Here is an 11,688-nt window from a genome sequence, read left to right on the forward strand (position 1 = left end):
CTTGTCAGGCGCCGAGCTGGGCGAGCGCCTCGGTGGCGATCCGCTCGAAGACGTTCTCGTCGGCCGCGAAGTCGGAGTCCGGGATCGGGGCGTGGATGACGATCTCGGTGAAGCCCAGCTCACGGTGCCGGCCCGCGAAGTCGACGAACGCGTCCACGGACTCCAGCATGGTGCTGCGCTCCGGCGTGAAGCCGGTCAGCAGGACCTTCTCGATGGTGTCGGACTCGCGCCCGATCTCCGCCAGGGCCTTCTCCAGCTTGCCGACCTGGACGCGCAGGGCCTCCAGCGACTGCTCGGGCGTCCCCTCGAAGACCTTCGGGTCACCGGCCGTCACCCAGGCCTGACCGTGGCTCGCGGCGAGCTTCACCCCGCGCGGGCCGGTCGCGGCCACGGCGAACGGCAGCCGCGGGCGCTGCACGCAGCCCGGGATGCTGCGGGCCTCCACGGCGGAGTAGAAGGTGCCGTGGTGGGTCAGGGAGCTCTCGGTCAGCAGCCGGTCGAGCAGCGGCACGAATTCGGCGAAGCGGTCCGCCCGCTCGCGCGGGCTCCACTCCTCCTGGCCCAGCGCCACCGCGTCGAAGCCGTTGCCTCCCGCGCCGATGCCGAGGGTGATGCGTCCGCCGGAGACGTCGTCCAGCGTCATCAGGTCCTTGGCCAGGGTCACCGGGTGCCGGAAGTTCGGCGAGGTCACCAGCGTGCCCAGCCGGAGCCGATCGGTGACGGCGGCGGCAGCGGTCAGGGTGGGTACGGCCGCGTACCAGGGTCCGTCGCGGAAGGTCCGCCAGGTGAGGTGGTCATAGGTGTAAGCGGTGTGGAACCCGAGCCGCTCGGCCCGCTCCCACTGGTCACGCCCGCCCTCGTGCCAAGGACGGACCGGGAGGATGACAGTGCTCAGACGCAGACTCATGCGTTCGAGCCTACGGGCGCCTCCGCACCAACCGCACATTCCGCACCGCGCGTCCCGCCGGTACGGGGCGCCCGCCGACGTGCCCGCGCCGTGTTTCACGTGAAACATCTCGACGGTTTCACGTGAAACATATCCGCACCGGCTGGCCTGGGCGCCGGGGAGCATGGGCGAAGATGGAGCGGTGACCTCGGCTCCTCAGCGCCCGGACGGGCCAACCCCCGTGACCCGGCTCATCGCCACCGACCTCGACGGCACCCTGCTGCGCGACGACAAGTCCGTCTCGCACCGCACCGTGGCCGCGCTCGCCGCCGCCGAGGAGGCCGGGATCGAGGTCTTCTTCGTCACCGGCCGCCCGGCCCGCTGGATGGACGTGGTCAGCGATCACGTCCAGGGCCACGGCCTGGCGATCTGCGCGAACGGGGCGGCCGTCGTCGACCTCCATGCCGACCGGGAGTTCGTGCAGGTCAGGGCGCTGCCCCGGGCCACCGCCCTGACGGTCGTACGGACCCTGCGGAAGGCCGCCCCCGGTACCTCCTTCGCGGTCGAGCTGACCACCGGCATCAACTACGAGCCGGCCTATCCGCCGTTCTTCGAGAGCCCGGGCGCCACGGTCGCCACCGCCGAGAAGCTGCTGAACGAGGAGACCGACGACACGGCGGCGCCCGTGCTGAAGCTGCTCGCCCACCACGCCGAACTGGCACCGGACGAGTTCCTCGCCCTGGCCCGCTCGGCCGCCGGCGCCTACGCATCGATCACCCGCTCCAGCCCGACCGCCCTGCTGGAGATCAGCGGGCTCGGTGTGTCCAAGGCCAGCACCCTGGCCCGGTGCTGCGCCGAGCGCGGTATCTCCCCCGCCGAGGTGGTCGCGTTCGGGGACATGCCGAACGACGTGGAGATGCTCCGCTGGGCGGGCACCTCGTACGCGATGGGCAACGCCCACCCGGACGTGATCGCGGCCGCCTCGGGCCGTACGGTCGCCAACAACGAGGACGGGGTCGCCGTCGTCATCGAGCGCATCCTCGCCGAACGCTCCGCGGGATGACGGCACGGGCCTAGAGCGGGGCCTCCCACACCAGGGTCGTCCCGCCGCCCTCCTCGCCGATGCCGGGCCCGTAGAAGCTGGTTCCGCCCAGCGACTCGGCCCGGCGGCGCAGGTTGCGCAGGCCGCTGCGCCGTCCGCCCTCCGTGATGCCCACCCCGTCGTCCGCGACCTCCAGCCGCACTCCGGGCCGGCCGTCGTCCAGGGTGACGGTGGAATCGAGCACCACCTCGATGCGGGAGGCCTCCGAGTGCCGGAAGGCGTTCGACAGGGCCTCGCGCAGGGCCGCGATCAGGTTCTTGCCGACCAGCTCGCCCACCACCGTGTCGATCGGGCCCAGAAAGCGGTGCGCGGGCTTGAAGCCCAGCGGCACGGCGGCCATGTTGATCTCCCTCAGCACCCGGGTGCGCAGTCCCGAGGGGGCCTCCGCCGGGCCCTGCTGGAGCGCGAAGATCGCGGTCCGGATCTCCTGGATCGTGACGTCCAGCTCGTCCACGGCCTTGCCCACCCCGTCACGGACCTCCGGAACGATGGACCTCCGCTGGGCGCCCTCCAGCATCATCCCCGTGGCGAACAGCCGCTGGATGACCAGGTCGTGCAGGTCGCGGGCGATCCGGTCGCGGTCCTCGAACACCGCGAGCCGCTCCCGGTCGCGCTGCGCCTCGGCCATCATCAGCGCGAGCGCGGCCTGCGAGGCGAACTGCGTGGCCAGGGTCCGTTCCGCCTCGGTGAACGGCCTCTTGCCACGGGCCCTGGGGGTGACCAGGGCGCCCAGCACCCGGCCACCGCTGTGCAGGGGGAGCATCATGCAAGGCCCGTACTGGCTGGTGAGCCGGCTGATCATGCGCGGGTCACCGGCGAGGTCGTCCACGAACACGGGCTCACCGCGCAGCAGCCTGTCCACCACCGGACTCTCCGCCGGGATGACCACGCCGAGCGAGGTGGCCGGGTTCTCGGCGGAGACGGCGACGATCTCCATCCCGCCCTCCTCCGCCGGCAGCATCACGATCCCGGCGGCGGAGTCGGCCAGCCGGCGGGCCTGTTCGGCGACCACCGCGAGGGCGTCGTCCGCGTCCCCGCCCGACAGCAGGGCGGTGGTGACGGCCACCGACCCGTCGATCCACCGCTCGCGCTGGGTCGCGGCCTCGTAGAGCCGGGCGTTGCCGATGGCGATGCCCGCCTCGGTGGCCAGCACCCGGACCATGTGGACGTCGTAGTCGTTGAACTCGCCGCCGCCGTTCTTCTCGGCGAGGTAGAGGTTGCCGAAGATCTCGCCCTGGACCCGGATGGGCACCCCGAGGAAGGTCTTCATGGGCGGGTGGTGTGCGGGGAACCCGGCCGACCTCGGATCCTTCGCCAGATCGGCGAGGTGCACCGTGTCCGGATGGGAGATCAGCGCACCGAGCAGACCCCGCTTGCCGTCCGGACGGCTCCCGATCTTCCGCGCCAGCTCGGCGCTGACGCCGTAGGTGACGAAGTCCGAAAGGCCACGGCCCTCGACGTCCACGACGCCGATCGCCGCATAGCGGGCGTCGGCGAGCTCGGCGGCCGTCTCACAGATGCGGTCGAGCGTGGAGTGCAGTTCGAGCCCGGTCCCGACCGAGCGCATGGCCTCCAGGAGTTGGGGGACCCGGGCGGTCAGCTCGGTGGACAGCCCCTGCAGGCTCCGGGTGGCCCGGGTGGCGGCCTCCAACGGGTCCGGCGTTCCCCCTGTGGGGTCCGGTGGTTCCTGAGACTCCTGCGCTGACATGTCCTTGAGAGTAGTTAGTCCCGTTTAGGAGGGAAAGTCAGCAAGGTGAAACTCGGCCAGTGCCCCGTCCGCCTCCCGTTCCCGTTCCAGGAGCCCGCGCAGCGGACCCTCGACCGCCGCCAGCTCGGCGTAGGCACCCCGCTGGACGACCGCTCCCCGGTCCAGGACGAGCACCTCGTCCACCGCCTCCAGCCCGGCCAGCCGGTGCGTGATCAGCACGGTGGTCCGGCCCTCGGTCGCCGCCAGCAGATCGGCCGTCAGGGCGTCCGCGGTCGCCAGGTCCAGGTGTTCGGCCGGCTCGTCCAGCACCAGCACGGGGAAATCGGCGAGCAGCGCCCGGGCCAGGGCCAGCCGCTGGCGCTGTCCCCCGGAGATCCGCTCACCGTGCTCGCCGACCAGGGTGTCCAGCCCGTCCGGCAGGCCGTCCGCCCACTCCAGCAGCCGGGCCGCGGCGAGGGCCCCGCGCAGTTCCTCCTCGCTCGCCCCGGTGCGGGCCAGGCGCAGGTTCTCGCGGACCGAGCTGTCGAAGAGGTGCGCGTCCTGGGCGCACAGACCCACGGAGCGGCGTACGTCGTCGCCGTCCAGGGTGCGCGCGTCGACACCGCCCAGGGTGTACCCGCCCTCGCGCTGGTCGAGGAACCGCAGCAGGACCTGGGCGAGGGTGGTCTTGCCCGAGCCCGACGGCCCGACGACCGCGATGCGCCGCCCCGCTTCGAGGGTCAGGTCCAGCCCGTGCAGCGCGTCCCGTTCCTGGCCCGGGTGGCGGGCGGCCAGCCCGGTCAGCCGCAGGGGGAAGGGCGAGCCCGCCGGCTCGGCCGGCTCCGCCGGCTCGGTGACCGGCACGGGCGCGTCGATGACCTCGTAGACCCGCTCCGCGCTACGGCGCACCCGCTGGCGGTACTGGACCGCCAGCGGCAGCCCGCTGACCGCCTCGAAGGCGGCGAGCGGGGTGAGCACCACCACCGCCATGGCCACTCCGGACAGCCGTCCGGAGGCGACGGCCTCCGCGCCCGCGAGCGCCGCGCACACCACCGTGAGCCCGCACACCAGCGCCGACAGCCCGCTGCCGAGTCCGGTGGCGGCGGCCCCGCGCGAGGCGATCCGGGTCAGCACGCCGTCGCTCTCCCGCGCCCGCCCCTTCCGGTCGGCCAGGGCTCCGGCGACCGTCAGCTCGGCGGTGCCGGTCAGTAGATCGGTCACCCGGGTGGCGAGCTCGCCCCGCGCCGGTGCCAGCCGCCGCTCGGCGGCCCGCGAACAGGCCCCGCTGACCAGCGGCACCACGACCCCGGCCAGGAGCAGACCCACCGCGAGCGCGGCCCCGGCCTCGGGCAGCAGCCAGGCGGTGAACGCCACCGACCCGGTGCCGACCAGTACCGCGGTGCCGACCGGCAGCAGCCAGCGCAGCCAGTAGTCCTGCAGGGCGTCGGCATCCGCGACCAGCCGCGACAGCAGGTCCCCGCGCCGCTGTTCCCGCAGTCCGGCGGGCGCGATCCGCTCCAGGCGGCGGTACACCGCGACCCGCAGGTCCGCGAGCATCCGCAGCACGGCGTCGTGCGACACGAGCCGCTCGGCGTAACGGAAGACGGCCCGCCCGATACCGAAGGCACGTGTGGCCGTGACGGCCACCATCAGGTACATCACCGGCGGCTGCTGCGAGGCCCGGGAGATCAGCCACCCGGACACGGCCATCAGGCCGACGCTGCACCCGACGGCCAGCGCACCCAGCAGCAGCCCGCGCCGGAAGCGGCCCTGCCAGGCCGAAGCCACCGCCCGCACCCGGCGCAGCGGGTCACCGCCGCCGCTGTCGCCGCCCCCGGCGACCGCGTCCCGCTCGGGCGCCGCACCCAGGATCCACTCCCCGGGATCGGCGGCCACCGGACCGCGCGGGGCGCTCACGACTGCCGGGACCCGGTCCGCGGGCAGGACCGGAGCCCCCTCGCCCACCCGCACCACCCGGTCGGCCACGGCCAGCAGCGCCGGCCGGTGCACGACCAGCAGCACGGTCCGCCCGACCGCGAGGCGGCGTACGGCCTCCACCACGGCGGCCTCGGTCCCGCCGTCCAGGGCGGCCGTCGGTTCGTCCAGCAGCAGCACCGGCCGGTCGGCGAGGAACGCCCTGGCCAGGGCCAGTCGCTGGCGCTGGCCCGCGGACAGGCCCACCCCGCCCTCACCGAGCGGGGTCCGCGTCCCGCCCGGCAGGGCCGACACGAACTCCCAGGCCCCGGCGTCGCGCAGCGCGGCCTCCACGGCCTCGTCGGAAGCCCCGGGGCGCGCCAGCCGTACGTTCTCGGCGATGGTCCCCGCGAACAGGTGCGGGCGCTGCGGCACCCAGGCCACCCGCTCCCGCCACTGCTCCAGGGAGAGCCCGTCCAGGTCCGCGTCCCCGATCCGGACCCGCCCGCCGGTCGGCGTCACGAAGCCCAGCAACACATGGAGCAGGGTGGACTTGCCCGCCCCGCTGGGCCCGGTGAGGGCCACGCACTCGCCCGGCGCGACGGTGAACGACACCGGTCCCGGCGAGCTCGCGCTCCGCCCCTCGTAGCGGACCTCGACCGCGTCGAACTCGATCCGCAGCCCGTCGGCGGGCACCGGCGCCCCGCCGCCCGGCGCGGGGGCGGGGGTCTCCAGCACCTCGAAGATCTGCTCCGCGGCGGCCAGCCCCTCGGCGGCCGCGTGGTACTGCGCCCCGACCTGGCGCAGCGGCAGGTACGCCTCCGGCGCCAGGACCAGGATCACCAGGCCGGTGTACAGGTCGAGCTCCCCGTGCACGAGCCGCATGCCGATCGTGACCGCGACCAGCGCGACCGAGAGGGTGGCGAGCAGCTCCAGCGCGAACGAGGAGAGGAAGGCGATGCGCAGCGTGCGCATCGTGGCCCGGCGGTAGTCGTCGGTGATCGAGCGGATCGACTCGGCCTGCGCCTTGGCCCGGCCGAAGACCTTGAGCGTCGGGAGCCCCGACACGACGTCCAGGAAGTGACCCGAGAGCCGCGACAGCAGCCGCCACTGGCGGTCCATCCGGTTCTGCGTGGCCATCCCGATCAGAATCATGAACAGCGGGATCAGCGGCAGGGTGACCACGATGATGGCCGCCGACACCCAGTCCTCGGTGACGATCCGGGCGAGAACCGCCACCGGGACCACCACCGCGAGCCCCAGCTGGGGCAGGTAGCGGGAGAAGTAGTCGTCGAGCGCGTCCACGCCCCGGGTGGCCAGTGCCACCAGCGAACCCGTCCGGTGGCCGTCGAGCCGTCCCGGCCCGAGGTCCGCGGCCCGTTCCAGCAGCCGGCCCCGTAGCTCCGACTTGACCGCCGCACTGGCCCGGTGCGCAGCGAGCTCCGTGAGCCAGGCGACCAGGCCGCGCCCCAGCGCCACCGCCGCGAGCAGCAGCAGGGGCGTCCGCAGCGCCCCGCCGTCGAGCCCCTCCTCGAAGGCGCCGACCACGATCTCGGCGATGAGCATCGCCTGACCGACCACCAGCCCCGCCCCGGCGAGCCCCAGCGCGACCACCGCCCCCAGGAAGAGGCGGGTGGAGCGGGCGTACCGCAGCAGACGCGGGTCGATCGGTTTCACGTGAAACATCCCCTCGGCAGGGTCAGGCAGGGACCGGTCCTCCGGGCCGTCCGTCGGATACGGGCGGCCCGGGGACCGGGCGCGGGGTCAGTGCGCGTCGGCGATGTGCTGCGTACCGATGCGCTTGCGGAACACCCAGTAGGTCCAGCCCTGGTAGAGCATGACGAGCGGGGTGGCGACGCCCGCGCACCAGGTCATGATCTTCAGCGTGTACGGGGTGGACGAGGCGTTGGTGACCGTCAGGCTCCAGGCGTCGTTCAGCGAGGACGGCATGACGTTCGGGAACAGCGTCAGGAAGAGCATCGCGACGGCTGCCGCGATGGTGATCCCCGACAGGGCGAACGACCAGCCCTCCCGCCCGGCCAGGTTGCAGCCGAGAGCCGCGACCAGCGCCGCCACGGCGACGGCCATGGCGATCAGGCTCCAGCCGTCACCGCGCGAGACCTGGGTCCAGATCAGGAAGACGAGGGCCAGGACGGCCGTCACCACGCCCAGCCGGGTCGCCAGCGCGCGCGAGCGGTCCCGGATGTCACCGAGGGTCTTCAGCGAGGCGAAGACCGCCCCGTGGAAGGTGAAGAGGGTGAGGGTCACCAGACCGCCGAGGATCGAGTAGACGTTGAGCAGGTCGAAGAGGCTGCCGACGTACTCCATGTCCTGGTCGATCTTGACTCCGCGCACGATGTTGGCGAAGGCCACGCCCCACAGGAACGCGGGGATCAGCGAGGTCCAGAAGATCGCGTGTTCCCAGTTGGTCTGCCACCTTTCCTCGGGCCGCTTGTGGCGGTACTCGAAGGAGACGCCGCGGACGATGAGGCAGATCAGGATGAGCAGCAGGGGCAGGTAGAAGCCGGAGAAGAGGGTGGCGTACCACTCCGGGAAGGCGGCGAAGGTGGCGCCGCCCGCCGTGAGCAGCCAGACCTCGTTGCCGTCCCAGACGGGTCCGATCGTGTTGATCAGGACCCGCCGCTCCTTGCGGTCGCGGGCGAGCAGCTTGGTCAGGACGCCGATCCCGAAGTCGAAGCCCTCCAGGAAGAAGTAGCCGATCCACAGGACGGCGATCAGTACGAACCAGACGTCGTGAAGTTCCATGGTGTGGTCTCCTCAGCCTCAGTACGAGAAGGCCATCGGCCGGTCGGGGTTCTTGCCGTCCCCGCCGATCCTGGTGGGCGGGTTGAGGTCGTCCTCGGTGAGTTCCGGGGGACCGGCCTTGACGTATTTCACGAGCAGCCTGACCTCGATCACCGCGAGCACGGCGTAGAGCAGGGTGAAACCGATCATCGAGGTGAGCACCTCGCCCTGGGAGACGCCGGGCGAGACCGCGTCCCGCGTGCGCAGGACGCCGTAGACCACCCAGGGCTGGCGGCCCATCTCGGTGAAGATCCAGCCCCAGGAGTTGGCGATGAGCGGGAAGCACATGGTCCAGAGCGCGACGAGCCAGTACATCCGGGCCCACCGGGGGCTGAGCGCCTTCTTGAAGAGGACGAGGTGGGGGACCTCGTCCTCACCGGTGCGCAGGGCCGGCGGGAGCAGGAAACGCTTGCGGGTCAGCCACAGCCCCAGCATGCCGATCCCGAGGGAGGCCATGCCGAAGCCGATCATCCACCGGAAGCCCCAGTAGGCGACGGGGATGTTGGGCCGGTAGTCGCCGGGGCCGAACTTCTCCTGCTCGGCCTTGTTGACGTCGTTGATGCCGGGGACGAAGGAGGTGAAGTCGTCGTTGGCGAGGAAGGACAGCAGGCCCGGGATTTCTATGGCCACCTTGTTGTGGCCCTTCTCGACGTCGCCGTAGGCGAAGACGGAGAAGGGGGCGGGCGCCTCGCCGTCCCAGAGGGCCTCGGCCGCGGCCATCTTCATGGGCTGCTGCTTGAACATGACCTTGCCGAGCAGGTCGCCGCTGATCGCGGTGCCGAGGCCCGCGATGATCATGACGACCAGGCCGAGCCGCAGCGAGCTGCGCATCACGGGGACGTGCTTCTTGCGCGCGAGGTGGAAGGCGGCGATGCCGACCATGAACGCGCCTCCGACCAGGAAGGCGGCCGTGATGGTGTGGAAGAACTGGGTGAGCGCGGTGTTCTGCGTGAGGACCTGCCAGAAGTCCGTGAGCTCCGCCCGTCCCCGCTCCTCGTTGATCCGGTAGCCGACCGGGTGCTGCATCCAGGAGTTCGCCGCCAGGATGAAGTACGCGGACAGCACGGTGCCGAGCGAGACCATCCAGATGCAGGCGAGGTGGATCTTCTTCGGCAGCTTGTCCCACCCGAAGATCCACAAGCCGATGAAGGTCGACTCGAAGAAGAAGGCGATCAGCGCCTCGAAGGCCAGCGGCGCGCCGAAGATGTCGCCGACGAATCGCGAGTAGTCGGACCAGTTCATGCCGAACTGGAACTCCTGGACGATGCCGGTGACGACACCCATCGCGATATTGATCAAGAAAAGCTTGCCCCAGAACTTCGTGGCCCTGAGGTACTTCTCCTTCTCCGTGCGCACCCAGGCGGTCTGCAGGCCGGCGGTCAGCGCGGCGAGCGAGATCGTGAGCGGAACGAAGAGGAAGTGGTAGACGGTGGTGATGCCGAACTGCCAGCGCGCCAATGTCTCAGGCGCCAAAGCTAGGTCCACGTCGTCTTCTCCTTGTCGTCGCCGTGGTCACAGCGGGCAGTCTGCCTGGCGGGTTCCCCCCGAAACGGGAGGAAGCAGGACACGCTTGTGAACGCGTTCACATTCACAAGCATTATGGCGCACCCCTTTCGACGGCTTCCAGCCGGGGTCCCTCTAGCCAAGAAATTCAACAGATTGTTGAATGTGGCCATGCAGATTCGAATCTCATGGCCTGCGGGCCTGCTCACCGCCACCCTCGACGACACCCCGACCAGCAAGGCGCTGGCCGCGGCCCTGCCGATTTCGGCCTCCGCGAACACCTGGGGCGAAGAGGTCTACTTCGACACCGGGGTCTCCGTCGCCCTGGAGGACGACGCCCAGCAGGTCGTCGAGCCGGGCACGGTCGCGTTCTGGACCGAGGGCGACGCGCTCGCGCTCCCCTACGGCCCGACGCCCATATCGCGCGGAGGCGAGAGTCGCCTGGCGAGCCCCTGCAACGTGCTCGGCTCGTTCGACGGCGACCCCCGCCTCCTGGCCACCGTCCGCGACGGCGACCCCATCCGCGTGGAACTGGTCTGAGGACCCCGGCTCCCCGGGGCCCCCTACCGCTCCCCCCGCTCCCTACAGCTCCTTGAAGAACGCCGCCGCCGTGTGCAGGAAGAGGTCGTTCGCCTCGGTCTCACCGATCGTGACCCGCAGGCCCTCGCCCGCGAAGGGCCGGACCACCACGCCGGCCTTCTCGCAGGCCGCCGCGAACTCGGCCGTCCGCTCGCCCAGCCGCATCCACACGAAGTTGGCCTGCGTGTCCGGGACGACCGTCCAGCCCTGGGCCAGCAGCGTGGCGTGAACCCGGGCGCGCTCGCCCACCAGAGCCCCGACCCGGCCCATCAGCTCGTCCTCCGCCTGCAGCGAGGCCACGGCCGCGTCCTGCGCGAGCTGGCTCACGCCGAAGGGCACCGCCGTCTTGCGCAGCGCGGCGGCCACCGGCTCGTGCGCCACCGCGAAGCCGACGCGCAGCCCGGCAAGACCGTACGCCTTGGAGAACGTACGCAGCACGGCGACGTTGGGGCGGTTGCGGTAGAGCTCGATGCCGTCCGGAACGTCGGTGTCGCGCACGAACTCGCGGTACGCCTCGTCCAGCACCACCAGGACGTCCGAGGGAACCCGGTCCAGGAACCGCTCCAGCTCGGCACGGCGCACCGCGGTGCCGGTGGGGTTGTTGGGGTTGCAAACGAAAATCAGCCGGGTCCGGTCGGTGATCGCGGCGGCCATCGCGTCCAGGTCGTGCACGTCGCCGTCGGTCAGCGGGACCTGTACGGACGTGGCACCCGAGATCTGCGTGATGATCGGGTACGCCTCGAAGGAACGCCAGGCGTAGATGACCTCGTCGCCCGGGCCGGCCGTCGACTGGATCAGCGACTGGGCCACGCCCACGGAGCCGGTGCCCGTGGCGATGTGCTCGACCGGCACCCCGAAGCGCTCCGCCAGCTCGTTGACCAGACCGGTGCACGCCATGTCCGGGTAGCGGTTGAACCGGCCCGCGGCGGCGACCGCGCTCTCCAGCACCCCCGGAAGGGGCGGGTACGGGTTCTCGTTCGAGGACAGCTTGAACGCGACGGCCCCGCCCCCGGCCGCGGGCTTGCCGGGCTTGTAGGTGGGAATGCCGTCCAGCTCGGCGCGCAGCTTCGGGCTCTTCTCGCTCACCGCAGGTCCTCCTCGACCGTCCCGCCGACCTCTCCGTCGACTCAATACTGCTCACCTTATGAGGATTCCGCCGATCCGAGAATGGCGGGCGCCAGGAACACTGGGGGAGCGCGCGCATATATGCGC

General features: G+C 71.6%; 8 protein-coding genes. 2 read left to right on the forward strand and 6 right to left on the reverse strand.

Annotated features, from left to right (window positions below; genetic code table 11):
• Nucleotides 1-4: 4 nt before the first annotated feature.
• The gene (locus SLAV_RS18790) at nucleotides 5-907 is read right to left on the reverse strand and encodes an LLM class flavin-dependent oxidoreductase (protein ID WP_030225303.1); all 903 of its coding nucleotides are present in this window, start codon (nucleotides 905-907) and stop codon (nucleotides 5-7) included.
• Nucleotides 908-1,070: 163 nt separating this feature from the next.
• On the opposite strand from SLAV_RS18790, the gene SLAV_RS18795 reads away from it, so the two are divergent.
• A complete protein-coding gene (locus tag SLAV_RS18795; RefSeq protein ID WP_051840240.1) occupies nucleotides 1,071-1,949 on the forward strand; it encodes a Cof-type HAD-IIB family hydrolase in 879 nt (292 codons plus the stop codon).
• Nucleotides 1,950-1,959: 10 nt separating this feature from the next.
• Here SLAV_RS18795 and SLAV_RS18800 read toward each other — a convergent pair whose 3' ends face one another.
• The 4 genes from SLAV_RS18800 to SLAV_RS18815 all read right to left on the reverse strand — a co-directional run bounded on the left by SLAV_RS18800 (nucleotide 1,960) and on the right by SLAV_RS18815 (nucleotide 9,879).
• Nucleotides 1,960-3,696: a sensor histidine kinase gene (locus SLAV_RS18800; protein ID WP_051840238.1), complete on the reverse strand. Its 1,737-nt coding sequence runs from the start codon at nucleotides 3,694-3,696 to the stop codon at nucleotides 1,960-1,962.
• Between the two features lie 24 nt (nucleotides 3,697-3,720).
• Nucleotides 3,721-7,266, reverse strand: coding sequence for a thiol reductant ABC exporter subunit CydD (gene cydD / locus SLAV_RS18805; RefSeq protein ID WP_030225296.1), 3,546 nt, complete (start codon nucleotides 7,264-7,266; stop codon nucleotides 3,721-3,723).
• 87 nt (nucleotides 7,267-7,353) lie between these two features.
• Nucleotides 7,354-8,355, reverse strand: a complete 1,002-nt coding sequence (cydB, locus tag SLAV_RS18810) for a cytochrome d ubiquinol oxidase subunit II (RefSeq protein ID WP_030225294.1) — start codon at nucleotides 8,353-8,355, stop codon at nucleotides 7,354-7,356.
• An 18-nt stretch (nucleotides 8,356-8,373) separates the two neighbouring features.
• Nucleotides 8,374-9,879, reverse strand: a complete 1,506-nt coding sequence (locus SLAV_RS18815) for a cytochrome ubiquinol oxidase subunit I (RefSeq protein ID WP_030225292.1) — start codon at nucleotides 9,877-9,879, stop codon at nucleotides 8,374-8,376.
• A gap of 189 nt (nucleotides 9,880-10,068) precedes the next feature.
• Between SLAV_RS18815 and SLAV_RS18820 the strand changes: the two genes are divergently transcribed.
• A complete protein-coding gene (locus SLAV_RS18820) occupies nucleotides 10,069-10,437 on the forward strand; it encodes a cyclophilin-like fold protein (RefSeq protein WP_030225289.1) in 369 nt (122 codons plus the stop codon).
• A gap of 42 nt (nucleotides 10,438-10,479) precedes the next feature.
• On the opposite strand, the gene hisC is transcribed toward SLAV_RS18820, so the two are convergent.
• Nucleotides 10,480-11,562, reverse strand: coding sequence for a histidinol-phosphate transaminase (gene hisC, locus SLAV_RS18825; protein ID WP_030225286.1), 1,083 nt, complete (start codon nucleotides 11,560-11,562; stop codon nucleotides 10,480-10,482).
• Nucleotides 11,563-11,688 lie beyond the last annotated feature (126 nt).

This window comes from Streptomyces lavendulae subsp. lavendulae (genome assembly GCF_002803845.1).
Classification (GTDB): domain Bacteria; phylum Actinomycetota; class Actinomycetes; order Streptomycetales; family Streptomycetaceae; genus Streptomyces; species Streptomyces lavendulae.

Coding starts and splice junctions, on each gene's coding strand:
- SLAV_RS18790 (WP_030225303.1), bottom strand. CDS start 907: ATGAGTCTGCGTCTGAGCACTGTCATCCTCCCGGTCCGTCCTTGGCAC.
- SLAV_RS18795 (WP_051840240.1), top strand. CDS start 1,071: ATGGGCGAAGATGGAGCGGTGACCTCGGCTCCTCAGCGCCCGGACGGG.
- SLAV_RS18800 (WP_051840238.1), bottom strand. CDS start 3,696: ATGTCAGCGCAGGAGTCTCAGGAACCACCGGACCCCACAGGGGGAACG.
- cydB (WP_030225294.1), bottom strand. CDS start 8,355: ATGGAACTTCACGACGTCTGGTTCGTACTGATCGCCGTCCTGTGGATC.
- SLAV_RS18820 (WP_030225289.1), top strand. CDS start 10,069: ATGCAGATTCGAATCTCATGGCCTGCGGGCCTGCTCACCGCCACCCTC.